A 23,282-nucleotide genomic window follows, 5' to 3' on the forward strand; every position below is an offset into this window, starting at 1 on the left:
CGATGGCGAATTCCTGGTTCCCCCGCTGGCAGAAAAAGTCAGCCATGACCGAAGATGGGCTGATTGCACCGGATGAAACCCTGCCGTTTGGGCAGACGTTTGTCCTGGGCCTGCAGCATGCTGTAGCAATGTTTGGCGCGACGGTGCTAATGCCGTTGCTGATGGGACTGGACCCCAACCTGGCGATTCTGGTTTCCGGTATCGGCACGCTGCTGTTCTTTGTGGTCACTGGCGGCCGCGTGCCGAGTTATCTGGGATCCAGCGCCGCCTTTGTCGGCGTGATTATCGCGGTGACCGGATTCAACGGCCAGGGATTGAACCCTAATCTGTCGCTGGCGCTAGGCGGTGTCATTGCCTGCGGCGCGCTTTATACCTTCATTGGCCTGATCGTCATGAAGGTGGGCACGGGTTGGATTGAGCGGCTCATGCCCCCTGTCGTCACGGGTGCAGTGGTGATGGCAATTGGCCTGAACTTGGCGCCAATTGCTGTCCATGGCGTATCAGCATCAATGTTCGATAGCTGGATGGCCGTCATGACCGTGCTGTGCATCGGCGTGGTGGCGGTATTTACACGAGGTCTGGTTCAACGTCTGCTGATTTTGGTTGGGCTGATTGTTGCCTGGGCCATCTACGCCCTGCTCACCAATGTGATGGGTTTAGGAAAACCCGTCGATTTCAGCGCGGTGGCCAGTGCGCCTTGGTTTGGTCTGCCACACACCACAACACCGGTGTTTGATATGCAAGCCATAGTGATGATCGCACCGGTTGCCATCATTCTGGTGGCAGAAAATCTTGGGCATATTAAAGCCGTTGCGGGTATGACGGGACGCAATCTCGATCCTTGGATGGGGCGTGCGTTTGTTGGCGATGGCCTCGCCACCATGCTATCAGGTTCCATGGGGGGCAGCGGCGTCACCACTTACGCCGAAAATATTGGGGTGATGGCTGTCACTAAAGTCTACTCAACACTGGCTTTCGTCGCGGCCGCCATTATTGCACTGGTGCTGGGCTTCTCACCTAAATTTGGGGCTTTGATTCATACCATACCCGGCCCAGTGATTGGCGGTGCATCTATTGTGGTATTCGGCTTGATTGCTGTAGCAGGTGCGCGGATATGGGTGCAAAACAACGTTGATTTCAGTCAGAACGGAAATTTAATCATGGTGGCCACCACGTTAGTGCTGGGCGCGGGCGATTTCGCCTTAAAGATTGGCAGCTTCACCATTGGAGGTATTGGCACCGCGACCTTCGGTGCCATCATTCTTAATGCGATCCTCAAACGTCGCGGCGCCGCGCTGGCAAACCAGGCGGCAAGGCAGCATCCTTAAGGTTCCTGCGGTGCCTGTTCGGGCACCGCTTTCTTGCGACGCAGTTTTAATTCACTCACGATCACACCGCAAACAATCAGCACGCCGCCTAATAATGCAGTGGCCGGTAAACGCTCCCCTGCAATACGCCCAACGATACCGGCCCAAACGGGCTCTCCAGCGTAGATCACTGTCGCACGTGTTGGCGACACGCTGCGCTGTGCCCAGTTCATGGTGATCTGAATTAATGCACTGGCAGCCCCCATACCCATTGCACTGAACAGCAGCGGCGCAGACATCGTTGGCACGGATTCACCATTGGGTATCATAAAAACGAAAGCACAGGCGGAGGCCACCATCAGCTGAACCAGCGTGACCCGGCGAACATCGACTTGCCCCGCATAGCGACCAATCAAAATAATCTCAGCGGCAATCGCTAACGTACTGAACAGCGTTGCAATTTCACCCGCATTCAGTGCTAAGCCACCCTCTTGCGGCCCTGCCACCAGCACTAAGCCTATAAACGCCAACAGAATACCGATCCAGGCCATCAATCCGGGTGGTCGACGCAGGAACAGCCATTGCAGCAGCGGCACCACCGGTACATAAAGTGCAGTCAGGAAAGCGGACTGGCTACTGGAAATAGTTTGCATCCCCCAAGTCTGCAAACCGTAGCCGCCAGCAATTGACAGCCCGATCAACGCACCAGCTTTCACTTCGAGCCAGGTCATCTGTTTGAGATAACGCCGGAAGAAAAACGCCAGCAGCAGTGAGGCCGTAGCGAAACGCAGCCCGACAAAGAAGAAAGGACCTGAGTGCGCCATGGCCCGGTGCACAACTAAAAAGGTGCCACCCCAGACCATGGTAATGAAGATAAGAACCAACTCCTGCCGGGAAATACGCAGGCTGAGACGGGAAGTTGAAGCGGACATAATGCACCAGAATAATCAATTAGCCGTTATTCTTGCGCAGTAGACGGGGAAAATGCAATGTTTGTGACCGCCGGGAAGGCCCGGCGGCAAGGGAACGCTCAATAGCCACGTTATTTCTTACTGCGGCTGCGTCCCCCTTTTTCACCTGCTTCGGAAGCGCGTTGCGGGTCGTTTCTAAAATTACCGCCGCTGTTCTTGCCGCCTTTGCGACCGGCTTCCGCAGCTCTTTCACGGTCTTCAGCGAAATTGCCTGATCCTCCACGATGTTGTGCCATCATTTCCTCCAGGGATTGAGCATCTGTGGTTAGGACTTTTCATCCAGTTTGGTGAAAAGCAGGGTGGCAAATTTTCCGTACCACCAGAGAAAAGATTAGACAATCATGCCTGATATTTGGCTGACATTAACAACTTGAAACATATAAATCACTTATTTTCCACTAACAAACCCGATAAACCGCCATTCAACAAACAGTTATCCGCGTAAATCACGTCGCGCTTAATTCACATCATTAAGCGCGCCCCAGCACCTCGCGCAGGCTCTTCTATACTTCTGAATACTTATCACCCTCAGTAGGATGGAAAACCATGGCAAAAGTTTTGGTGCTTTATTACTCCATGTATGGACATATTGAAACCATGGCGCACGCCGTGGCCGAAGGCGCAAAAAGTGTGACGGGGGCTGAAGTCACGGTGCTTCGTGTGCCAGAAAGTATGGACGCCGAACGCTTCGCGCAGGTTGGCGGCAAAGTAAACCAAGCGGCAGCGGAAGCCAAACCGGAAGACCTGACGCAGTATGACGCCATTATTGTGGGCACCCCGACCCGCTTCGGCAACATGGCAGGCCAAATGCGCAATTTCTGGGATCGCACCGGCGGCTTGTGGGCCTCAGGTGCCCTTTATGGCAAGCTCGCCAGCGTATTTGCTTCTACCGGAACCGGTGGCGGCCAAGAACAAACGATAACCTCAGTCTGGACCACTCTGGCCCATCACGGCATGGTGATCGTACCTATTGGTTATGGCACGAAAGAACTCTTTGATATCTCACAGGTCCGTGGCGGCACACCTTATGGCGCCACCACCATTGCGGGAGGTGATGGTTCACGCCAACCTTCTGCTGAAGAGCTAGGAATTGCCCGCTATCAGGGCCAATACGTCGCCGGACTGGCGGTAAAACTGCAAGGATAAATTCACTACAGGAGACCTTTATGGCCACAGATCAGTCGAAAGCTCACCACGTTGGCGAATGGGCTACGTTACGCCACACCTCGCCAGAAATTGCTGAAGCCATATTTGAAGTGGCGAACTACGACGAACGGCTTGCGGAAGAAATATGGCGTCAGCAAGGTAGCGATGATGTGCTGCTCCGCGCCTTTGATAAGACTGACCAAGACGTTCTGACGTGGGACGACAAAACGGTCGAGCGCAAAAACGTTTAACGTGCAGGCGGGCTGGTCCCGCCTTTGTCATTTTTACCCGCCAAGGAGCCTATATGTCAGCCTATCAAAGTATCAATCCGGCCAACAACCAGCTGCTGAAAACCTGGCCTACGCATGATGACACCTCCGTTCAACACGCACTCACCACGGCAGACAACCTCTACCATTCAGCCTGGTGTAAAGGGGATATGCAGCCGCGGTTACAGGTGCTACATCGGCTTGCGGATCTCATCGATCAGCGTGTTGACGAACTGGCCACGATTGCCAGCGTTGAAATGGGGAAATTGATTGGACAGAGCCGAGGCGAAGTAAAAATCTGTGCTCAGATTGCGCGCTACTATGCTGAGCACGCGGCGAATCTGTTGCAAGCGCAGCCCTATCCGAGCGCGGTAGGGGATGCATGGTTGGAATATCACCCGATTGGTGTGGTCGTGGCAGTTGAACCCTGGAATTTCCCCTACTACCAATTAATGCGAGTACTGGCACCCAATCTGGCGCTCGGTAATCCCGTGCTGGCAAAGCATGCCAACATCGTGCCGCACTGTGCTGATGTTTTTGAAAAACTGGTGGAAGAAGCCGGCGCGCCGCAAGGTGCCTGGACCAATCTGTTTATCTCTAATGAGCAGGTAGCCGATCTGATCGCCGATCCGCGGGTGCAGGGTGTCGCGTTAACCGGTTCCGAACGTGCCGGAAGCGCCGTAGCCGAGCAAGCGGGTAAGCACCTGAAAAAATCCACGCTTGAACTGGGCGGCAATGATGTGTTTGTGGTGCTGGATGATGCCGACCTCGACGAAGCGGTCAGACAGGGTGCTCAGGCGCGGTTAAGCAACTGCGGCCAGGTTTGTACTGCGGCAAAACGTTTTATTCTGCACGAAAAAATCGCCAACGAGTTTATGGCGAAGTTCAGCGCAGCGTTACAATTGGCCACGCCCGGTGATCCACTCGATGAGAAAACCACCTTGGGTCCACTCTCTTCCAAAGAAGCACGCGATCGACTGGAGAAGCAGGTAGATGATGCAGTGAAACATGGTGCTCACGTGGAGTTCGGCGGCAAAGCGATAGAGGGCGTCGGTTGCTATTATCAGCCCACGATCTTAACCGGCCTGACACCTAATAATCCTGCTTACTATCAAGAGTTCTTTGGCCCCGTGGCGCAAGTGTATGTAGTCGCCGACGATCGCAGTGCCGTGGCTCTGGCGAATGATTCACACTATGGATTAGGAGGATCAGTGTGGACGCGCGACATCCTCAGAGGCCGTCAGATGGCGTCGCAGATTGAAACGGGCATGGTGTTCATCAACTCGCAGAGCGATACCGCCGCAGAGTTGCCGTTTGGTGGCGTCAAGCGTTCCGGTTACGGCCGCGAGCTATCAGATCTGGGCTTGAAAGAGTTTGCTAACCAAAAGCTGGTCGTTGTCGCCGGTTAACCGGCATAAAAAAACCCCGTCTCGACGGGGTTTTTTATGCCAACCAGCCGATTAATTACTGGCTGGCGCCGCTTGCTGAGCAGGTTTTGCTGCATCACCTTGCGGTTTGGCTGGCGTTGCATCAGCCTGTGCTTTCTGAGCGGCTGCGGCATCTGCTTTGGCTTTATCTTCCGCCGCTTTCTGCGCAGTGGCTTTCTCTGCCTTGGCTTTATCTTCAGCAGCCTTTTGCGCGGCCGCTTTGTCCGCTTTCACTTTCTCTTCCGCTGCTTTAGCGTCAGCCGCTTTCTGAGCCGCTGCTTTATCCGCCGCGGCTTTATCTGCTGCCGCTTTATCTGCAGCAGCCTGATCGGCCTTCACTGTCGCATCGTCATTGGCTGGAGCGGCTGGAGCCGGTTGCGCTGGAGCGGGTTGCAGTGGTGTGCCCTGCAGTGCCGTATTTAATACGGTCGCAAATTGATCCCAACTGCAGTAACCATTGGCATCGGCATCACAACCTGCCAATTGCAACGTGACACGTTTTGGTGGGTTTTTCAGGCTCAACATATCGGCATCGCGCAGTTGTTCGGCAGTCTGATAAACGTACTCGACCTTCAACAGGTCTTTGTTGTTCTTGGCATCGTGCCAACGTTCAAACACTACCTGACCGCCAATCGGTGTTTTTTCATCGTTGCCTGGCAGTTCATAAGGTTTAACCTGCAATGCACTGAGCAAGGACGCAATATTCGAATCGTGGCCGACCATCACCGTGACTTTCGGCGCGTTAGCCTTATCTTGATCAATTAACTGGCTACGAATGTAATCCACCAGCGGAGCCGCGACTTCACGCGCCACTTCCGGCGACGCGAAGAGGGCATCCTGGTAACCATTCTTAATCGCTGCGAGTGCTTTCCACTGTTCTGGCGTTTTGATTTGACCCCAAGCTACCTGATCGGCCGGGAAACCTTCGTAATACTGCAGGGTGAAGGCGTCAACCAGCGAGTTACACACTTTCAGCGGGCCATTCACGTTAGGTTCTTTACCATTCTCAGCGCTGAAAGTGTTATCACCGCTACTCAGGTCGCACTGTTTTTTACCGTTACAGGCAGGCGCAGATTTGTAATCAACAATCTTTTCCAACTGCTGGAAGGCAGGTTTCAACGCAAGCTTCTCATTCGCCGCAGTCATAGCCGCCAACGCTTTCTTGTTGAAGTCATCGCTGCCATCAGTAATGACAGGATTGAAGATCGGATCCATGGTTCCCATCGCATCCTGATGGGTCACTGGGATATCACAACCCGGGAAGGCACCGGTAATGAAGTACTGCGCGGTCGCCACGGTACGCTGCAGACTGTTTGCGTACACAAAAACATTACTGCTGTCGGGACAGGTCCCCTCTTGCACCAGACCCTGTTGTGCCAGCCACTGACGGGTATATTTACCCATGTAGACTTCCAGCACACCACCTTTGGTGGTCAACTCTCCGCCGGGAACATCCCATTGCGGCCAGCTTTTCTTGGTTGATTGCTCCAGCACGCTACCATTGTTCGCCAACGGTGCGCGTAAATTGTGACGACTCAGTACCAGCACCTGCTGCAGCTGCATATCCCCTTCTGCCGCATAAGCAGACATACCCATCGGGAGCGCAGCGATAACTGACAACGCGCAAAGACTCAGTTTCTTGATCATTGTGCCTATTCCATAATTCATCAGTGAAACACTCTGGCATTCAAACGATTAGCTCGCCATTGAGCGAATTACCGCACAGTGTAACCCAGCTTGCCTCGGAAAATCGCCAGATGTTTGCAAAAACCGTGAATGGAATATAGCAGTAAACGTGCGTGCCGTCGGGGTTCGGCAGCAGATTGAAAAGCAACGGGATGTTTTTCGGATTCTATGAATGCAGAAAAGCAAAAAGCCCGCATTGCTGCGGGCTTCTTTAATATGGCGGAGGAACAGAGATTCGAACTCTGGGATGGTTTCCCATCGACGGTTTTCAAGACCGTTGCCTTAAGCCACTCGGCCATCCCTCCGGAAATTTTTTTGTAACTTCACTCTGCAAGAGTGATGGCGGAGGAGGAGAGATTCGAACTCTCGGATGGTTTCCCATCGACGGTTTTCAAGACCGTTGCCTTAAGCCACTCGGCCACCCCTCCGCAATGAGGCGCACTATAAACATCCCCCTTAACGATGTAAAGCATGGATTGAATCGTTCGCCTGAAAAACAGCCAAAATGCGTTTTTTCGCTGTCAAAATCACCATTCTGCTCAGTGAAACAGCAATTTATCGCGTAAAGATGGGTAAAACGTCTTTGCTGCCTGCCAGCCGTTGCGTATCCTCAGCTCATATTTGGTGTTCTCTCTCTATTAAGGAGCGCATAGTGGATAGAATTATTAGCTCGTCGCAGCAACAGTCGCTACTCAGCACGCATAAAGTACTGCGCAATACCTATTTCTTACTGGGTCTGACACTGGCATTTTCAGCCGTCACGGCCACTCTTAGTACCGTTTTCGCCTTACCGTCACCGGGATTAATTCTGATGCTGGTTGGCTTTTACGGCCTGATGTTCCTGACCTATCGCTTAGCCAATAGTCCGGCAGGCATTCTGGCAGCCTTTGCTTTCACCGGTTTCCTTGGCTACTGCCTGGGTCCGATTCTCAGCTCCTTCCTCGCGGCAGGCATGGGCGATGTGATTGCCATGGCGTTGGGGGGTACGGCGCTGGTGTTCTTCTGCTGTTCGGCCTACGTCCTGACCACACGTCGTGATATGTCGTTCCTTGGCGGCATGATGATGGCCGGTTTTGTCGTGCTGCTGGTTGCGGTGGTAGCGAATATCTTCCTGCAACTGCCAGCATTACATTTGGCGATTAGCGCACTGTTTATTCTGTTCTCAGCGGGTGCCATCCTGTGGGAAACCAGCAATATCATTCAGGGCGGCGAAACCAACTACATCCGCGCGACCGTCAGCCTGTATGTGTCGCTGTATAACATCTTTGTCAGCTTGCTGAGCCTTTTAGGCTTCGCCAGCAAAGATTAAGCTGCAGACGTAAATGTCCAAAACCCCGCTTCGGCGGGGTTTTTGCTTTTTAATAGCCGGCCAACTTACAATATGCCGATTAATGCTGTGAGGAATGACTGTGATTTTTGCCGGTAAAGAGATCGCCACCGATGCGGAAGGCTACTTAAAAAATGGTGCAGACTGGAGCGAAGCACTCGCTGCGGTGATTGCGCAAAACGAAGCGATTGAGATGAGCGACGCACACTGGGAAGTCGTGCATTTTGTGCGCGCCTTCTATCAGGAGTTCAATACTTCCCCTGCGGTGCGCATGCTGGTTAAAGCCATGGCGCAGAAGTATGGCGAGGAAAAAGGCAATAGTCGTTACCTGTTCCGTCTGTTTCCAGAAGGTCCGGCAAAACAAGCCACCAAAATTGCCGGGTTGCCAAAACCCGCCAAGTGCCTGTAATTAGCCAGTCGTAAATCGCGTGGGAATCGGCGTGGGTTGATGAGGCTCCACCAGCACCTTATCAACCCGTGCACTTGTCGGCCCACCCGCTTTCAACCAAGCGATTAACGCATCCACCTTTTGTTCATCACCAGCGGCCAGCACTTCAACACTGCCGTCGCGCAGGTTATGCGCATAGCCAGTAACGCCTAATTTATTGGCCTGTGACTGGGTGTAATATCTAAAGCCCACGCCTTGCACGATACCGTGCACCCAAATTTTGTAGCAAGTGTTCGCCATGGCGATCTCCCCGTTGTGCGTTGCAATTTGCCGCCATCCACCGGAAAATGGCGCCTCATTTTTTCAGGTAAGCATAGCAAACATGACCGTTCGATTGATTCTCGCAAAGGGACGTGAAAAATCCCTGCTCCGCCGCCATCCGTGGGTATTCTCTGGTGCCGTTGCACGTATGGAAGGGAAAGCCCAGTCTGGTGAAACTATTGATGTCTGCGACAGCAATGGCAAATGGCTGGCCCGTGCCGCTTATTCCCCACAATCACAAATTCGCGCGCGCGTCTGGAGTTGGCAGCAGGATGAGTCAATCGACATCGCTTTCTTCGTGCGCGGTTTCGAAAAGGCACAACAATGGCGTGAGTGGCTGGCACAACGTGATGGCCTTGACAGTTATCGTCTGATTGCTGGCGAATCCGATGGGATGCCAGGCGTGACCATAGATCGCTTCGGCAACTTCCTGGTATTACAGTTGCTGTCTGCCGGTGCGGAATATCAGCGCCCTGCTATTCTTTCCGCCTTGCAGCAATGTTTCCCTGACTGCGCAATTTACGATCGCTCAGATGTCGCCGTACGTAAAAAAGAGGGCCTTGAGATGACGCAGGGGCCGGTCACTGGTGAGCTGCCACCGCCGCTGTTGCCTATCACCGAACACGGTATGAAATTGCTGGTCGACATTCAGGGCGGCCATAAGACGGGCTATTATCTCGATCAGCGTGACAGCCGTTATGCCACACGTCGCTACGCAGAAAACGCACGTGTGTTGAACTGTTTCTCTTACACCGGCGGTTTTGCTGTGTCTGCACTGATGGGCGGTTGCCGCGAAGTCATCAGTGTTGATACCTCACAGGATGCGCTGGACGTCGCAAAACAGAACGTAGAGTTGAATGGTCTCGATGTTTCACGTGCCCAGTTTGTGCGCGATGACGTGTTCAAACTGCTGCGTCGCTATCGCGACAGCGGTGAAAAGTTTGACGTGATCGTGATGGACCCACCGAAGTTCGTCGAAAACAAGAATCAACTGATGGGCGCTTGCCGTGGATATAAAGATATCAATATGCTGGCGATGCAGTTGCTCAACCCGAACGGTATCCTGCTGACCTTCTCCTGTTCCGGCTTGATGGCAACCGACCTGTTCCAGAAAATCATCGCTGATGCCGCAGTTGATGCGGGTCGTGATGTACAATTTGTGGAGCAGTTCCGTCAGGCAGCCGACCATCCTGTAATTGCCAGCTATCCTGAAGGGCTTTATCTGAAAGGGTTTGCCTGCCGCGTACTGTGACTTGAAAACCTGAACCCTGCCTCCATATTGGTAGCAGGGCACAGTTTTGGGAGGTCACAATGATTACCAGTAAATTTGGAATTGGACAGCAGGTCCGTCACCGTCTCTCCGGGGTGCTCGGCGTTATTGTGGATGTCGATCCGGAGTTTTCACTCGATGAACCCGAGCAGGATGATGTGGCCGCCAGTGAAACACTGCGCGCCGCACCGTGGTATCACGTGGTGATGGAAGACGAAGAAGGCGAACAGGTACACACCTACGTTGCCGAAATTCAGCTAGCGGGTGAAACGTCGTATGAGCATCCTGAGCAACCGTCAATGGATGAACTCGCCGCCTCCATCCGGCAGCAGTTGCAGGCGCCAAGCCTGCGCCATTAATGCCAACGGCGACTCAGGTCGCCGTTTCTGTTTTAGTGCGCTTAAGGTGTGATGCCTAACCGCGGTATTTCAATTTTTGGGCAGCGATCCATAATCACCGTCATCCCTGCATCGCGTGCCAATACCGCCGCCTGCTCGTTAATGACACCCAGTTGCAGCCACAACGTATCTGCGCCGATGGCAATGGCTTCTTGCGCCACCCCCCAAGCCGCTTCCGCATTACGGAACACGTCAACCATATCGACTTTGCCCGGAATATCCGCCAATGAGGCATAAGCGGTTTGCCCCAATAACTGCTGCCCAGCCAGTTTGGGGCTAACTGGTATCACTTCATATCCCTGATCAAGTAAGAATTTCATCACGCCGTAGCTTGGGCGATCAGCGCGATCGCTAGCACCCACCAGCGCAATGCGTTTCGTTCTACTCAATACATCGCGAATCGTTTGATCATTCATGCATTTTCTCCTTGTCCAATCGCCTGAGTGTAGAGGGCTATGCCTTGCCTGACGCAAGTATTACAGGTGAAAACTTTGCGCAGCAGCACGAATAAATATGTAAAAATGTAAATTTACTGCCATAATGTAATAATTTGCTACACATCACCGATTTATCCCCCCCACTTCCGGGAGTTGAAATGAAGCTGTCATTGGCTGTTACGGGTTTACTCGTGTTGCTCGTATCGGCATCCTGCCATGCCATCACCCTCAAGCTCGATCCAGAGATCGACCTGCTGGTGCTGGATGGTCGCAAAATCTCAGGCTCGCTGCTGAAAGGCGCGGACAGCCTTGAGCTGGAGCGCGGACAGCATCAATTTCTGTTTCGTGTAGATAAGCCCTGCGCCGATGCGACACACTTTCAGTCGGTGCCAATGATTGTCACCTTTAATGCCAGTGCCAACTCAGTCGCCATCCGCCTGCCTTCGCTTGGCAATCGCCGCGAACGCACCCTTTTCGATAGAGCACTCAATTTCCAACTGATTGACGAGCATGGCAATGAAATTGTCAGCGTTCGCGACCATCTGCCACAAGGCAGCGACAGCGATCTTGAGAAAGCCATGGTGAATTATAACCGCAATGCACAGGCCGCTTCGGTTCCGCGCTTTGCGATGCAATCAGCAAGTTTACCCGCCGCGCAGATGGATCTTGATTTTGCCTGGCAAGACGCGAGTGACCTTCCCTCTTTACAACGTTGGTTTCAGCGCTTTGACGCTGCAACACGTCAGCGTTTCATCAGTTGGATGAAAACCTTACGCACAAGTTGATAGTCATGAAATGCCAAGGGTAAACTCATGCCTCAATAACGATGACATGAGAAGAAACAGGAAGCCCTATGGAGCAGACCGTTCGTACCCTTGAAGAAAAAAAACATATTGCTCTGGTTGCTCACGACCACTGCAAAGCCTCCCTGCTTGAGTGGGTGAAAGCCAACCAGAGCGCGCTACAACCTCATGTACTTTATGCCACCGGCACTACCGGGAATCTGATTAATCGCCATACGGGATTGGATGTTAACGCGATGCTAAGCGGTCCAATGGGCGGGGACCAGCAAGTGGGGGCGTTGATTTCAGAAGGGAAAATTGATGTGCTGTTCTTCTTTTGGGATCCGTTGAACGCCGTTCCTCACGACCCCGATGTGAAAGCACTGCTGCGCCTGGCCACCGTATGGAATATCCCGGTGGCGACCAATCGCGCCACCGCAGATTTTATTATTAAAGCACCGATGTTTGCCCAGCAGGTTGAGATCCAGATCCCTGATTATCAGCGCTATCTTACTGACCGCCTGAAAGGCTAATCATCAGGCCTTCCGACTCTGCGGCACACCCAATTCGCGGAAGTGCTCGACAAAGACGGAAGGCTGTTCTTTATCAAACATCATCCATACTTGTTGACGCGCACGCGTAATCGCCACATAGGCCAGCCGTCGCTCTTCAGCATCAGGGAAATCTTCCGGTTGCGGCAATAGCCCCTCTTCCATGATGGATTCACGCGTCTGAGCGGGGAATCCATCACGCCCTTCATGCAGCCCAAGCACGATGACAAAATCGGCCTGCTGCCCCTTGCTGGCGTGTATCGTCATAAAATCAATCTGCAACTTTGGCCAGCGCGTTTTGGCTTTTTCCAGAATCTCCGGGCGCAGATGATGATAACGCGCGAGCAGCAATACACGCTCGTGTGGCTTGGCATATCCACTTAACTTATTCAGCAGAGGTTCCAGTTGATCCTGCGGTAATAGGGTGACCGATTTTTTGTTCCCCTTACTGAGGCTGTTAAGGGGTTTCCGCAATTGATGCGGGTTTTGCTGTACAAAACGGTTAGCAATCTCACCAATACGATCATTAAAGCGGTAAGTGGTGTCGAGCACACAACGATCCCCTTCGCCGAAATAGTGGTGAAAGGCAGTCGTGAGGCTCATTTCCGCACCACTAAATCGATAAATAGCCTGCCAGTCATCTCCGACGGCGAACAAACTGGTGCGTTTATTTTGCTTGCGTAATGCCGTCAACAGCGCCGCTCGCTGCGGTGAAATATCCTGGAACTCGTCAACCAGAATGTCTTTCCACGGGCTGATAAATCGACCCTTTTCGAGAATGGCGATGGCTTGATGAATCAGGCCAGAGAAATCAACCGCGCCTTCTTCTTTCAGCGCACTCTTCCAGGCTTTTAAAAGTGGTGCCATCAACTTAATGCGTTTGCTGAAATTCTCACGTATCTCTTCAGGAACATCTTCAATCATCGCGGCCTGCGCGCCGCCGTGCATACGCATCAAACCCAGCCAGCGTTCTAAGCGCGAAGCAAGGCGTTGTGCCAATTTGTCATCCTGCCAGAAAGGTCCCTCGGCCACATCCCATTCCATCTCATCTTGCAACCATTGTCGCCAGCCGCTCGCTTGGGCCTTCTTGCTATTACACTGCTCTCGCCAGGTATCGATAAGTAACTGACGACGGGCCTTGCTGTCACTTTCCAGCTTACTGATAACGGGCTGTTTATTGCTGCCTTCACGGATAATGTGCATCGCCAGTGCATGAAAGGTTTGCGCCTGGATAGCGCTTTCACCCAATCTCGCCTGAATGCGTTCATTCATCTCATCCGCAGCCTGGCGACCAAAGGCCAGCAGCAGTATCTGGTCCGGCTGGGACAGTTTACGTTCCAACAGCCAGCCCGCACGCGCAACCAGTACCGATGTTTTTCCACTACCTGCGCCCGCCAGCACCAGCAGAGCGTCTTCCCCATTCACCACGGCTTCACACTGAGAAAGATTGAGTGGCGTCGTTTCAACGGTAGAGAAGAAATCGTGATACTCCTTGATAACTTTCGTTGTCCATTCGCGGTTACGCTGCCGAATGGCCGTTTCGCCCTGCTCCAGCCACTGCTGGCAGAATTGCCACAGCGCACGGCAGTTATCAAATGCTTCCAGACGCGCCAGCGGAAGAGGTAACGCTGAAAACTGACGCCTGATACTCTCTTTCACCGCCGATAACTCACGGCGTTTTAGCCAGCGATCCTGCTGAGTAAACGTCAGGATCTCCTGCTCCAACGCCGTGAGCACCTCGGCGCTCACATCGCTCATCTCCTGGCTCCACTGCTGCCAGGCCTGCTGCAAATAATGGAAAAAACGTTGGGTTTCCTGCCACTCCGTCCCGTGCAGGCGCACCACTTTATCTTCGGGGAGCTGAAATTCTAACTCGCCCCAGACCATGCCGCGTTTACAGGTAATGTCCATTAATTGGTTAAAGGGGATCAGATATTCATGGCGATCGCCACTGACTTCCACTCCGGCGGCCAGCAGACGTACCCGATTATAGGGATGCTGAGCCAGACGCTTGCCCATTGATGTTGCTTTCAGTTCCATGCCCGCACCGTCATGTGGAATTCGATTATCGCGCAGTTTACCTGTCAGACCCTTGGCGCTCCAGCCTTAAAACAGGCTAAACTTGGCGGCACATATTGCGGATTGCAAAAGGAAAAACGCGTTATGCGCACCGTACTCAATATCCTCAACTTCGTTCTGGGTGGCGTGTTCACCACCTTAAGCTGGCTGTTTGCCACCCTGGTGAGCATTGTGCTGATTTTTACTCTGCCATTAACGCGATCATGCTGGGAAATCACCAAACTTTCACTGTTGCCGTTTGGTAATGAGGCTGTACATGTTGATGTGTTGCGCCCAGATAGCAAGAGCCAGGTGTTAAATGCCGGTGGCACTTTCCTGAATATCTTCTGGCTGGTGTTTTTTGGCTGGTGGCTGTGTCTGATGCATATCTCAGCGGGCATTGTGCAGTGCCTGACCATCATTGGTATTCCCGTGGGTATTGCTAACTTTAAAATTGCGGCCATTGCGCTGTGGCCTGTGGGTCGACGCGTGGTGTCAGTGGAAGAAGCACAAGCTGCGCGTGAAGCCAATGCGCGCCGTCGTTACTGAGGCCGCCCCCTGATGCGACAAAACGCAATGCCAGGCTGGCGACACTATCTGTTCAACAGTAGCCTGCGCTATTTGTTGCGCATCCTATTTGCACTGGCCGGTTGTGCGGCCGTGCCCTGGTGGTTGCAACAGATAGAATGGACCATTCCTTTGACACTCGGCGTGGTGGCTGCGGCGCTGGCTGATCTGGATGACCGCTGGACGGGTCGCCTGCGTAATTTGCTGATTACATTGGTGTGCTTCTGTGTTGCCTCCGTCTCAGTTGAGCTGCTTTTCCCCTATCCTTGGGCCTTCGCAATTGGCCTGGCGCTCTCCAGTTGGGGTTTTATTCTGCTCGGTGCATTGGGACAGCGTTATGCCACCATCGCTTTTGGTGCGCTGTTAATTGCGGTCTATACCATGCTGGGAATCGGGCTATTTCCACAGTGGTGGATGCAGCCCTCTCTGCTGTTAGTGGGCGCCGTGTGGTACAACTTGCTCACCTTTATTGGGCATCTCATTTTTCCCGTACGCCCCGTTCAGGAACAGTTGGCCGCCAGCTTTTCGCAGTTGGCGCGTTATCTGGAAGCGAAGGCAAATCTGTTCGATCCTGACGCAGGCGAACAGGATGATGCAACGATGATTGCCACCGCGATGGTGAACAGCCAACTCGTCGCACAACTTAACCAGACGAAAACCACAATTCAGAGCCGGTTACGGGGTGACCGCGGTTCACGCAGCACGCGCCGCAGTTTGCACTACTACTTTGTCGCACAGGATATTCACGAACGCGCCAGCTCTTCCCATCTGCAATACCATTTATTACGTGATGATTGGCGCTATAACGAGATTCTGTTTCGCTTTCAACGTTTGCTTAATATGCAAGCCCAAGCCTGTCGCCAGTTGGCCGAAAACATTTTGATGCGGCAGCCATGGCATCACGACACGCATTTTGAGCGCACTTTTGCGCGACTGGAGACCGCGCTGGAACGTCTGGCACAAAGTGAGCCGCAAGACCCTCACCTTCGCCCTCTGTCCTGGTTATTACGTAATCTTCGAGCGATTGATGCACAATTAGCATCGATTGAATCAGAGCAGATGCTGGCAGAGCCCCCCTCCTCTGGCGATAATCATCTCTCACGAGAAGGACTCAGCGGTTGGCCTGATATTCGCTTGCGCCTGAGCCGTCACCTTAGCCCGGCATCTGCGCTGTTTCGCCATGCCATTCGCATGTCGCTGGTACTTTGTGTGGGTTACGCATTCATTCAAATAACAGGCGTGGAGCGCGGTTACTGGATTTTGCTCACCAGCCTATTTGTCTGCCAACCCAACTATAACGCCACACGACGCCGTCTTGCGTTGCGTATCGGCGGCACGCTAGCAGGTATTGCTATCGGCTTGCCCGTACTGTGGTTGGTGCCCTCCATTGAAGGGCAGTTGGTTTTGATTGTACTCAGCGGGGTGCTGTTCTTTGCTTTTCGTCAGGTTCAATATGCGCAGGCAACCTTGTTCATCACCCTGCTGGTGTTACTCTGCTTTAATCTGTTGGGTGAAGGCTTTGAAGTCGCGTTGCCACGCATCGTTGATACTCTGCTAGGTTGCGGGTTGGCCTGGCTGGCGGTGGCTTTTGTTTGGCCAGACTGGCGCTTTCGCAAGATCAGCGCCGTGGCGGATCGTACGCTCAACGCCAACTGTCGCTATCTTGATGCCATTATGGAACAGTACCATCAGGGCAAAGATAATCGTCTGGACTATCGCGTTGCACGTCGCGATGCGCATAATGCCGACGCAGAACTCGCTTCTGTGGTATCGAATATGAGCAGCGAACTGAAACTGCAACAACCCCTGCGCGAAAATGCTTTTCGTCTGCTGTGCCTCAATCACTCATTCCTGAGTTATATCTCTGCATTGGGCGCGCATCGTGAAAAGTTGTCAGATAGTGAACTGTTAAAGATGCTGGATGATGCGGTCTGTTTTGCCGAAGATGTCCTGCAAATCGAGAGCGTTACCGATGCGCAAGCGCTGGAGATGCAACAGCAGTTGATCCTGCGATTAAGTGCGCTTAAAAACAGTCCCGAAGTGCAGGCGCCGTTAGTGATGCAGCAGCTAGGTTTGCTCATCACCCTGCTGCCGGAAATTGCCCGCCTGCGTCGTACGTTATCCAGTGATTAATGTCAGAAATGCTCCACTTTAGGGTCAAGGTGGAGTGTTTTCACATACCACGCACTAAGTGCTTCTCGTGTTGCCACAGGCAGAGCCGCTTGATGATGGCCGGAGATTGCCCCCTCTAGTGAAAACAGGGTTTTCAAACCAATATGTTTGTTCTTTGCGCGTAGTTTTAGCCAGGTCTGCCTTGAACCCGTTTCACAGAGCAATTTCACTGAACTAATGCCCACTTTATGCAGCATCATCTCCATGCGTAAACTGAGGTTAGGCAGATCTTTTAAGCGTAGCGTGACAGTACGCGTTGCCATTTCATTCTGAGCGGCACGCAAAGAACTGGCTGAAAGGCGCAATAATTGCTCAGGGTCTTGCCATAACTTCGCGTCCACTTTGTAGTAATTTAACTGCACTGGCATACCGCGCTTGCTGTACACCAAAGGCTCCAGTGCCCGTTTAGCGTGATACATCTGCAGCGCTTCGCTGGCTCGCAAATACAGCGCATCCTCATTGATATAGGCAAAAGTCACCTTTTCTACTGTCAGGGCATAGCCCCCAAATTGGGTGCGAGACTCGATTTTCCCTAGCGAAGCCAACTGCATTTTCGATTGTTCAACGACGGGATTGCGGTTTTTCATTACAGCTCCTTTCCGTAAATTCTCATGTGAGAAAATTCCTTAAAACTCTGGTTAATCATCTGGTTAGAAGATAAAAAAAACAAATTAGCTGTTCAATGAATAAAAGCGTTTAGGGTAAGAGTTGTTGAGAATTTGCGAGGTGTTTTCAGAAATTGAGGTTGATCTTTATCCAGGGAAACATTACTGTACATCCATACAGTTCATTACTGAGTGATTAAATTATGCGTACTCAATTCTCTGGCTTTGCTGATCGTTCTTCCCCTTTTGCTAATGCTGGCTTAACGCAACCTGCTCTGGGTGGAATCACTGAACTGCGCTATAGCGAACAACCAGGAATTATGCAGATGTTGCTGCTCCCTGTGCTTAAGCAACTTAGCGAACAATCACGTTGGCAGCTATGGTTAACCCCCGCGCACAAGCTAAATCGCAGCTGGATGCAGCAGTCGGGCCTGCCGTTAGAGAAAAGTATGCATATCACTGAATCTGAACGACTCAGCACGGTTGAAAGTATGGTGAAAGCCCTGCGTACCGGTAATTACAGCGTGGTACTGGCCTGGATTCCCTACGAATTGAATGACGAAGAGCGTCTGGAACTGGAATTGGCAGCGTCGGAAGGGGAAGCGCTTGGGCTGATTATGCGTCCACAAGGTCATGAACGTGTCCTGACAAGACAATCAAATCCGTCAAAAATTCCCTCGGATTTGTTTCATTAAGTAAAACCAGGAATTTTCTCACGCTATTTTTTCTTTAGAATGCGGCTAAGCCACTGATTCTTTTCCCGCCAGCTTTGACAATGGTTTAGACGCATTTTCTCAATTTGCTAGCGAAGATTTTGCCATGTGATTTGTTAAAATGTGTGTATAAATCCCTGTTTTTTTGCTGGCTAGCCTCACATCATACTTGTAACTTTCCAATCTCGTTGTAGACTTTATCTCGCCAGGGTGCTCAATAACCTCCGTTTTTTCGGTAGAGTCAAAAGCGAGCGTTTAGACCCGGCGAAGGATTAACACAAAGAGCAACCTTTTTGCTCATTGCCTATTTGGATGATAACGAGGCGCAAAAATGAAAAAGACAGCTATCGCAATTGCAGTGGCACTGGCTGGCTTCGCTACCGTAGCGCAGGCCGCTCCTAAAGATAACACCTGGTATACCGGTGCTAAACTGGGCTGGTCTCAGTATCACGATACTGGTTACTACGGTAACAACTACGTGAACAACAACGGTCCAACCCACGAATCTCAGCTGGGTGCTGGTGCTTTCATGGGCTATCAGGCTAACCCGTACCTGGGCTTCGAGCTGGGCTACGATTGGCTGGGCCGCATGCCTAACAAAGGTTCTGTGACCAATGGCGCATTCAAAGCACAAGGCGTTCAGCTGGCGGCTAAACTGAGCTACCCAATCACTGACGACTTCGACGTGTACACCCGTCTGGGCGGCATGGTATGGCGTGCAGACTCTACTCAGTACAATGGCAACACTGATGTTCGTCGCAGCAACCACGACACCGGCGTTTCTCCGCTGGCTGCTGTTGGTGTTGAATACGCACTGACCAAAAACTGGGCTACCCGCCTGGACTACCAGTGGGTTAACAACATCGGTGACGCAGGTACCGTTGGTGCGCGTCCAGACAACAGCATGCTGAGCGTCGGCGTTTCTTACCGTTTCGGTCAGGATGAAGAAGCTGCACCAGTTGTTGCTCCAGCACCAGCGCCAGCGCCAGTTGTTGAAACCAAGCGTTTCACTCTGAAGTCTGACGTGCTGTTCAACTTCAACAAAGCAACTCTGAAGCCAGAAGGCCAGCAGGCTCTGGATCAGCTGTACAGCCAGCTGAGCTCAATGGATCCTAAAGATGGTTCTGTTGTCGTACTGGGCTTCACTGACCGCATCGGTTCAGAGCAGTACAACCAGAAACTGTCTGAGAAACGTGCTCAGTCTGTAGTTGATTACCTGGTTTCTAAAGGTATCCCTTCTAACAAGATCTCTGCACGCGGTATGGGCAAATCTAACCCAGTTACTGGCAACACCTGTGACAGCGTGAAAGGCCGTAACGCCCTGATCGACTGCCTGGCGCCAGACCGTCGCGTTGAAATCGACGTGAAAGGTATCAAAGACGTTGTAACTCAGCCACAGGCTTAAGTTATCACGCAATAAAAAACCCCGCTAAGGCGGGGTTTTTTTATGTATGAGATACAGCAAAAAACAAAAACGCTATTCGCTTTCCGTTCCGCCTTTGCCCAGAATCGCCTGGAGATCTTGCTTCAGGGTAGACATTTGGCTGGCATATTTCTCTTTGCGTTCGGCATCTTCAATCAGTTGCACGATCGTTTCTGACAACGTATTACTCCGACGCTGAGCCAAACCCGCCAGACGTTGCCAGACCAAATACTCCAGGTCGATAGACTTTTTCCGCGTATGTTGATGCTCCGCGTTGAAATGGCGCTTACGGCGCGCGCGGATCGTTTGCTTTAGGCGATTCTCAAGATCGGGATGAATATGCTGAGCAATCCACTCATTGACGTCTACTGGGCTGTTTTCCATCGTCAGTAACGATTCAACCGCAGCCTGCGCAGCACTGAGTTCAAGATGACGCGTGATCAGCTCACCCTCCCGATGCTTTTTCACCAGGTATTTCCACTTCCATCCACTTTCAAGATTTTCGAGTTGCTGGTATTTCATCGGAATCTCATCGTGATCACGTAACAAACTAAGAATAACAGCTTTTTTCCCGGATGCAGCAAGGAAAAAACATGTTGTAGCCATCACATTTCGGGCCGGAACTCCGCAGTGCTTAACCAGGTCGATTCCTGTATAATCGCGCTTTTCCTGAATCTGACTAATGCGAATATTTTGACCAGCACTCAAATTACGTGGCAAGCCCTGCAGCCGGATAGCACCCGCTACCAATCCATTTTCTCAAATGTCTCACTGGAAGATAGCGATAGCCTTGCCGCGGTTCAGCCGCGTCTGCTGAATGCGCTGGCGCATTTGCATCATCAAACCTTAGGTTTTCCGCTGCTGTTACTGCGCAGCCAGGAAAACAGCGATTATCTCGCCTGTATCGCTGAAGCAGCGCAGCGCTTTCAGCCAGATGAAGTCAGCCTGTATGGCGGTGACTACCATGTCATGGGCGATACCGTCAGCCTGATGCCAGCCAGTGATGCAAATCGCCCTTTCACCAGCCAGGGCGGTGTACATTTCGCTGACTGGATTGAACCTGAGCAACTTTTCGGTTGTGTCCGTCAGTATAAAGATCGCATTCAGCCTGAACCAGGCCTGATTCATCGCGCCAACGGCGGAACGCTCATTCTTACCGCCAACACCCTGCTGGCGCAGCCACTGCTGTGGTTACGCCTACGTAAGTGCATTGAACAAGGTCGTTTTGACTGGTATTCACAAGACGAGCGTCAGCCCCTGCCCGTTGCCATTCCTTCCCTGCCACTTCAACTGCGCCTGATTTTGTGTGGCGACCGTGATGCGCTAGCCAGCTTCCAGGAACTGGATGCAGAAGTGCATGAGATGGCCCTGTATAGCGAGTTCGAAGAGAACCTGCAGATTAATGATGAAGAGGACATGACCTTCTGGTGTCAATGGACTCTCACGCAAGCCGAAGAAGCCGGACTGGATCAGCCTGATGCCGACTTTTGGCCGCTGCTGATCACAGAAGCCGTTCGCTTTACGGGCGATCAAGAAACGTTGCCGCTCTGCCCACGGTGGCTGCGTCGCCAGTTGCAGGAAACCGCCCTACATGGCGATAGCATCAATGCGGAAGCGTTGAAAGATGCGTTGGAAGCACGTGAGTGGCGTGAAAGCTACCTTGCCGAACGCATGCGCGACGAGATTTTGCTTAATCAGATCATGATTGAGACCGAAGGTGATGTGGTCGGGCAGATTAACGGATTATCCGTGGTCGAGTTCCCTGGCCATCCACGCCCATGGGGCGAGCCTTCACGTATTACCTGTGTCGTGCACCCAGGCGATGGTGAATTTACCGACGTTGAACGCAAGGCGGAACTGGGTGGCAACATTCATGCAAAGGGCATGATGATCATGCAGGCCTATCTGATTGCTGAGCTGGAACTTGAACAGCAATTGCCCTTCTCTGCTTCGCTGGTATTTGAACAATCCTACTCCGAAGTTGATGGTGATAGTGCCTCCCTGGCCGAACTGTGTGCGTTGATCAGTGCACTGGCAAATCAACCACTCAGCCAACAGATTGCGGTCACCGGCTCTGTGGATCAGTTTGGTAATGTGCAACCGGTCGGTGGCCTTAATGAGAAAATCGAAGGTTTCTTCCAGATTTGCCAGTCACGCGAACTGACCGGTAAGCAGGGTGTGATCTTGCCTGCCAGCAACGTTCGTCATCTGAGCCTGAGTCAGGCCGTGGTGGACGCCGTTAAAGAAGAGCAGTTCCATATCTGGGCGATCGAAAGCGTAGATGAAGCCTTGCCGTTGCTGACCGGTATTGCATGGCAGAGTGAGAATGGTGAGTCACTGATGGATACCATTCAGGAACGTATTGCACAGCTGAATCAGCAGGAAATTCGTCATCGTCCTTGGCCATTACGTTGGCTTAACTGGTTTAACCACAGCTGATTGATTTGCCCAGCGTACAACTGTTCGCTAATATTCGGGCTTCACTAAAAGAAGGCATATTGAGAACATGGTAGATAAACGCGAATCCTATAGCAAAGAAGACCTGGTTGCCTCAGGTCGCGGCGAACTGTTTGGCGAAAATGGACCGCCGCTTCCCTCTGATAACATGTTGATGATGGACCGCGTGGTCATGATGACCGAAGACGGCGGTAAATTTGACAAAGGTTTTGTGGAAGCCGAACTGGATATCCGCCCTGACCTGTGGTTCTTCGACTGCCACTTCAAAGGCGACCCGGTGATGCCAGGCTGCCTCGGCCTCGACGCAATGTGGCAGCTGGTGGGTTTCTACCTCGGCTGGTTAGGCGCAGAAGGTAAAGGGCGCGCACTGGGTGTGGGCGAAGTGAAATTTACCGGTCAGGTACTGCCAACCGCGAAAAAAGTCACCTATAAAATTCACTTCAAACGCGTGATCAACCGTAAACTGGTGATGGGCGTGGCGGATGGTGAAGTCTTTGTTGACGGTAATCTGATCTATACCGCAACCGATTTGAAAGTGGGTCTGTTTAAAGACACTTCAGCTTTCTAATCCCCCAAACGAAAACCTCCGCACTCAGCGGAGGTTTCTTCCTTATTCATAGACACCCGACAGTGCTAGGCCACTGCCGACCTGTCCTCCATGGCTTGACGCCAACCTCCCAACCAGTAAGACCGCGCATCGATCATTTGATAAGGGCATATCTCTTTTGAGCGGCCCGTAATACCGGCTTGATAGCCTCGTGAGTGTGCTCGTTCCAGGCGGTCTCTCTTCTGTCTCTTCATGCCTCGTTTCCCTCATTTCAGGTCTGGTGGAATCTGGGTGGAAAGAAAGAGTGGCGATATAATGTTCAACCACAGTAATGTTCTAACCCCAAGCAGAAGAAAGGTCAATGCGCAAAATTCACGCCAATGTCATCATTTCGACGTTAAATCGACATATATAATTGTCAACTGCACGTATATCTGGCTGATTCGGCAATAAAAAAGCC

At 52.2% G+C, this 23,282-nt stretch carries 25 protein-coding genes and 2 tRNA genes; 16 read left to right on the forward strand and 11 right to left on the reverse strand.

Translation table 11 applies throughout. The features are described from left to right. Positions 1 to 2: 2 nt before the first annotated feature. The gene (gene rutG, locus F3J38_RS05700) at positions 3 to 1,328 is read left to right on the forward strand and encodes a pyrimidine utilization transport protein G (protein ID WP_167135940.1); all 1,326 of its coding nucleotides are present in this window, start codon (positions 3 to 5) and stop codon (positions 1,326 to 1,328) included. Here the strand turns inward: rutG and F3J38_RS05705 are convergent. Further along, complete coding sequence (locus F3J38_RS05705; RefSeq protein WP_167135942.1) at positions 1,325 to 2,239, reverse strand: DMT family transporter; 915 nt, start codon at positions 2,237 to 2,239, stop codon at positions 1,325 to 1,327. The genes rutG and F3J38_RS05705 overlap by 4 nt on opposite strands. Positions 2,240 to 2,349: 110 nt before the next feature. Continuing rightward, positions 2,350 to 2,514, reverse strand: coding sequence for a con-10 family general stress protein (locus tag F3J38_RS05710; RefSeq protein ID WP_071845623.1), 165 nt, complete (start codon positions 2,512 to 2,514; stop codon positions 2,350 to 2,352). Between the two features lie 310 nt (positions 2,515 to 2,824). Here F3J38_RS05710 and wrbA point away from each other — a divergent pair, with 310 nt between their 5' ends. Genes wrbA through F3J38_RS05725 form a run of 3 tightly spaced genes read left to right on the forward strand, consistent with a single transcriptional unit; the run spans position 2,825 to position 5,102 of the window. Then, positions 2,825 to 3,424: an NAD(P)H:quinone oxidoreductase gene (wrbA, locus tag F3J38_RS05715; protein WP_167135944.1), complete on the forward strand. Its 600-nt coding sequence runs from the start codon at positions 2,825 to 2,827 to the stop codon at positions 3,422 to 3,424. A gap of 20 nt (positions 3,425 to 3,444) precedes the next feature. Further along, positions 3,445 to 3,675: a YccJ family protein gene (locus F3J38_RS05720; protein ID WP_167135945.1), complete on the forward strand. Its 231-nt coding sequence runs from the start codon at positions 3,445 to 3,447 to the stop codon at positions 3,673 to 3,675. A 53-nt stretch (positions 3,676 to 3,728) separates the two neighbouring features. Continuing rightward, positions 3,729 to 5,102, forward strand: coding sequence for an NAD-dependent succinate-semialdehyde dehydrogenase (locus F3J38_RS05725; RefSeq protein ID WP_167135947.1), 1,374 nt, complete (start codon positions 3,729 to 3,731; stop codon positions 5,100 to 5,102). Positions 5,103 to 5,153: 51 nt separating this feature from the next. Here F3J38_RS05725 and agp read toward each other — a convergent pair whose 3' ends face one another. The 3 genes from agp to F3J38_RS05740 all read right to left on the reverse strand — a co-directional run bounded on the left by agp (position 5,154) and on the right by F3J38_RS05740 (position 7,234). Continuing rightward, on the reverse strand, positions 5,154 to 6,767 hold the full coding sequence (agp, locus tag F3J38_RS05730; protein WP_167135949.1) for a bifunctional glucose-1-phosphatase/inositol phosphatase: 1,614 nt from the start codon (positions 6,765 to 6,767) through the stop codon (positions 5,154 to 5,156). Between the two features lie 256 nt (positions 6,768 to 7,023). Further along, positions 7,024 to 7,111, reverse strand: a tRNA-Ser gene (locus F3J38_RS05735). 35 nt (positions 7,112 to 7,146) lie between these two features. Further along, a tRNA-Ser gene (locus tag F3J38_RS05740) sits at positions 7,147 to 7,234 on the reverse strand. Positions 7,235 to 7,458: 224 nt separating this feature from the next. Between F3J38_RS05740 and yccA the strand changes: the two genes are divergently transcribed. Then, positions 7,459 to 8,115 carry an FtsH protease modulator YccA gene (gene yccA, locus F3J38_RS05745; protein WP_167135951.1) on the forward strand — a complete coding sequence of 219 codons (657 nt, stop codon included), beginning with the start codon at positions 7,459 to 7,461 and terminating at the stop codon, positions 8,113 to 8,115. Positions 8,116 to 8,215: 100 nt separating this feature from the next. Then, entirely contained in the window at positions 8,216 to 8,542 is a 327-nt protein-coding gene (gene tusE, locus F3J38_RS05750; protein ID WP_167137066.1) for a sulfurtransferase TusE, read from the forward strand. On the opposite strand, the gene yccX is transcribed toward tusE, so the two are convergent. Then, a complete protein-coding gene (gene yccX, locus F3J38_RS05755; protein WP_167135953.1) occupies positions 8,543 to 8,821 on the reverse strand; it encodes an acylphosphatase in 279 nt (92 codons plus the stop codon). 82 nt (positions 8,822 to 8,903) lie between these two features. Here yccX and rlmI point away from each other — a divergent pair, with 82 nt between their 5' ends. Then, the gene (rlmI, locus tag F3J38_RS05760; RefSeq protein ID WP_167135955.1) at positions 8,904 to 10,094 is read left to right on the forward strand and encodes a 23S rRNA (cytosine(1962)-C(5))-methyltransferase RlmI; all 1,191 of its coding nucleotides are present in this window, start codon (positions 8,904 to 8,906) and stop codon (positions 10,092 to 10,094) included. Positions 10,095 to 10,153: 59 nt separating this feature from the next. Beyond that, positions 10,154 to 10,471: a heat shock protein HspQ gene (gene hspQ, locus F3J38_RS05765; protein WP_034820407.1), complete on the forward strand. Its 318-nt coding sequence runs from the start codon at positions 10,154 to 10,156 to the stop codon at positions 10,469 to 10,471. Between the two features lie 41 nt (positions 10,472 to 10,512). On the opposite strand, the gene F3J38_RS05770 is transcribed toward hspQ, so the two are convergent. Next, on the reverse strand, positions 10,513 to 10,926 hold the full coding sequence (locus F3J38_RS05770; protein WP_167135956.1) for a CoA-binding protein: 414 nt from the start codon (positions 10,924 to 10,926) through the stop codon (positions 10,513 to 10,515). Between the two features lie 179 nt (positions 10,927 to 11,105). Between F3J38_RS05770 and F3J38_RS05775 the strand changes: the two genes are divergently transcribed. After that, positions 11,106 to 11,732 carry a YccT family protein gene (locus tag F3J38_RS05775; protein ID WP_167135958.1) on the forward strand — a complete coding sequence of 209 codons (627 nt, stop codon included), beginning with the start codon at positions 11,106 to 11,108 and terminating at the stop codon, positions 11,730 to 11,732. A 68-nt stretch (positions 11,733 to 11,800) separates the two neighbouring features. After that, on the forward strand, positions 11,801 to 12,262 hold the full coding sequence (gene mgsA, locus F3J38_RS05780) for a methylglyoxal synthase (protein ID WP_167135960.1): 462 nt from the start codon (positions 11,801 to 11,803) through the stop codon (positions 12,260 to 12,262). Between the two features lie 3 nt (positions 12,263 to 12,265). Here the strand turns inward: mgsA and helD are convergent, their stop codons facing one another. Then, complete coding sequence (gene helD, locus F3J38_RS05785; protein WP_167135962.1) at positions 12,266 to 14,320, reverse strand: DNA helicase IV; 2,055 nt, start codon at positions 14,318 to 14,320, stop codon at positions 12,266 to 12,268. Between the two features lie 123 nt (positions 14,321 to 14,443). Here helD and F3J38_RS05790 point away from each other — a divergent pair, with 123 nt between their 5' ends. After that, positions 14,444 to 14,887 carry a YccF domain-containing protein gene (locus F3J38_RS05790; RefSeq protein ID WP_167135964.1) on the forward strand — a complete coding sequence of 148 codons (444 nt, stop codon included), beginning with the start codon at positions 14,444 to 14,446 and terminating at the stop codon, positions 14,885 to 14,887. Between the two features lie 12 nt (positions 14,888 to 14,899). Continuing rightward, positions 14,900 to 17,038 (forward strand): YccS family putative transporter, encoded by a 2,139-nt coding sequence (gene yccS, locus F3J38_RS05795; RefSeq protein ID WP_167135966.1) that lies wholly within the window; start codon positions 14,900 to 14,902, stop codon positions 17,036 to 17,038. Between the two features lie 2 nt (positions 17,039 to 17,040). On the opposite strand, the gene F3J38_RS05800 is transcribed toward yccS, so the two are convergent. Continuing rightward, positions 17,041 to 17,664 (reverse strand): TfoX/Sxy family DNA transformation protein, encoded by a 624-nt coding sequence (locus tag F3J38_RS05800; RefSeq protein ID WP_167135968.1) that lies wholly within the window; start codon positions 17,662 to 17,664, stop codon positions 17,041 to 17,043. Positions 17,665 to 17,885: 221 nt separating this feature from the next. On the opposite strand from F3J38_RS05800, the gene sulA reads away from it, so the two are divergent. Next, a complete protein-coding gene (gene sulA, locus F3J38_RS05805) occupies positions 17,886 to 18,377 on the forward strand; it encodes an SOS-induced cell division inhibitor SulA (RefSeq protein ID WP_167135970.1) in 492 nt (163 codons plus the stop codon). Positions 18,378 to 18,726: 349 nt separating this feature from the next. Further along, positions 18,727 to 19,800: a porin OmpA gene (gene ompA / locus F3J38_RS05810; protein ID WP_167135972.1), complete on the forward strand. Its 1,074-nt coding sequence runs from the start codon at positions 18,727 to 18,729 to the stop codon at positions 19,798 to 19,800. Between the two features lie 72 nt (positions 19,801 to 19,872). Here the strand turns inward: ompA and matP are convergent, their stop codons facing one another. Beyond that, positions 19,873 to 20,340, reverse strand: coding sequence for a macrodomain Ter protein MatP (gene matP / locus F3J38_RS05815; RefSeq protein WP_139810673.1), 468 nt, complete (start codon positions 20,338 to 20,340; stop codon positions 19,873 to 19,875). A gap of 108 nt (positions 20,341 to 20,448) precedes the next feature. On the opposite strand from matP, the gene F3J38_RS05820 reads away from it, so the two are divergent. Beyond that, a complete protein-coding gene (locus F3J38_RS05820) occupies positions 20,449 to 22,257 on the forward strand; it encodes an AAA family ATPase (protein WP_167135974.1) in 1,809 nt (602 codons plus the stop codon). Between the two features lie 67 nt (positions 22,258 to 22,324). Further along, complete coding sequence (fabA, locus tag F3J38_RS05825) at positions 22,325 to 22,843, forward strand: bifunctional 3-hydroxydecanoyl-ACP dehydratase/trans-2-decenoyl-ACP isomerase (RefSeq protein ID WP_034820448.1); 519 nt, start codon at positions 22,325 to 22,327, stop codon at positions 22,841 to 22,843. A 65-nt stretch (positions 22,844 to 22,908) separates the two neighbouring features. Here the strand turns inward: fabA and rmf are convergent, their stop codons facing one another. Further along, the gene (rmf, locus tag F3J38_RS05830; protein ID WP_007887362.1) at positions 22,909 to 23,076 is read right to left on the reverse strand and encodes a ribosome modulation factor; all 168 of its coding nucleotides are present in this window, start codon (positions 23,074 to 23,076) and stop codon (positions 22,909 to 22,911) included. Positions 23,077 to 23,282 lie beyond the last annotated feature (206 nt).

The organism is Candidatus Pantoea formicae (genome assembly GCF_011752625.1).
GTDB lineage: Bacteria > Pseudomonadota > Gammaproteobacteria > Enterobacterales > Enterobacteriaceae > Pantoea > Pantoea formicae.

What these genes read in the sequence shown, in the direction of transcription:
- rutG (WP_167135940.1), top strand. Translation starts at nt 3, where the DNA reads ATGGCGAATTCCTGGTTCCCCCGCTGGCAGAAAAAGTCAGCCATGACC.
- F3J38_RS05705 (WP_167135942.1), bottom strand. Translation starts at nt 2,239, where the DNA reads ATGTCCGCTTCAACTTCCCGTCTCAGCCTGCGTATTTCCCGGCAGGAG.
- F3J38_RS05710 (WP_071845623.1), bottom strand. Translation starts at nt 2,514, where the DNA reads ATGGCACAACATCGTGGAGGATCAGGCAATTTCGCTGAAGACCGTGAA.
- wrbA (WP_167135944.1), top strand. Translation starts at nt 2,825, where the DNA reads ATGGCAAAAGTTTTGGTGCTTTATTACTCCATGTATGGACATATTGAA.
- F3J38_RS05720 (WP_167135945.1), top strand. Translation starts at nt 3,445, where the DNA reads ATGGCCACAGATCAGTCGAAAGCTCACCACGTTGGCGAATGGGCTACG.
- F3J38_RS05725 (WP_167135947.1), top strand. Translation starts at nt 3,729, where the DNA reads ATGTCAGCCTATCAAAGTATCAATCCGGCCAACAACCAGCTGCTGAAA.
- agp (WP_167135949.1), bottom strand. Translation starts at nt 6,767, where the DNA reads ATGATCAAGAAACTGAGTCTTTGCGCGTTGTCAGTTATCGCTGCGCTC.
- yccX (WP_167135953.1), bottom strand. Translation starts at nt 8,821, where the DNA reads ATGGCGAACACTTGCTACAAAATTTGGGTGCACGGTATCGTGCAAGGC.
- rlmI (WP_167135955.1), top strand. Translation starts at nt 8,904, where the DNA reads ATGACCGTTCGATTGATTCTCGCAAAGGGACGTGAAAAATCCCTGCTC.
- hspQ (WP_034820407.1), top strand. Translation starts at nt 10,154, where the DNA reads ATGATTACCAGTAAATTTGGAATTGGACAGCAGGTCCGTCACCGTCTC.
- F3J38_RS05770 (WP_167135956.1), bottom strand. Translation starts at nt 10,926, where the DNA reads ATGAATGATCAAACGATTCGCGATGTATTGAGTAGAACGAAACGCATT.
- F3J38_RS05775 (WP_167135958.1), top strand. Translation starts at nt 11,106, where the DNA reads ATGAAGCTGTCATTGGCTGTTACGGGTTTACTCGTGTTGCTCGTATCG.
- mgsA (WP_167135960.1), top strand. Translation starts at nt 11,801, where the DNA reads ATGGAGCAGACCGTTCGTACCCTTGAAGAAAAAAAACATATTGCTCTG.
- helD (WP_167135962.1), bottom strand. Translation starts at nt 14,320, where the DNA reads ATGGAACTGAAAGCAACATCAATGGGCAAGCGTCTGGCTCAGCATCCC.
- F3J38_RS05790 (WP_167135964.1), top strand. Translation starts at nt 14,444, where the DNA reads ATGCGCACCGTACTCAATATCCTCAACTTCGTTCTGGGTGGCGTGTTC.
- yccS (WP_167135966.1), top strand. Translation starts at nt 14,900, where the DNA reads ATGCGACAAAACGCAATGCCAGGCTGGCGACACTATCTGTTCAACAGT.
- F3J38_RS05800 (WP_167135968.1), bottom strand. Translation starts at nt 17,664, where the DNA reads ATGAAAAACCGCAATCCCGTCGTTGAACAATCGAAAATGCAGTTGGCT.
- sulA (WP_167135970.1), top strand. Translation starts at nt 17,886, where the DNA reads ATGCGTACTCAATTCTCTGGCTTTGCTGATCGTTCTTCCCCTTTTGCT.
- ompA (WP_167135972.1), top strand. Translation starts at nt 18,727, where the DNA reads ATGAAAAAGACAGCTATCGCAATTGCAGTGGCACTGGCTGGCTTCGCT.
- matP (WP_139810673.1), bottom strand. Translation starts at nt 20,340, where the DNA reads ATGAAATACCAGCAACTCGAAAATCTTGAAAGTGGATGGAAGTGGAAA.
- fabA (WP_034820448.1), top strand. Translation starts at nt 22,325, where the DNA reads ATGGTAGATAAACGCGAATCCTATAGCAAAGAAGACCTGGTTGCCTCA.
- rmf (WP_007887362.1), bottom strand. Translation starts at nt 23,076, where the DNA reads ATGAAGAGACAGAAGAGAGACCGCCTGGAACGAGCACACTCACGAGGC.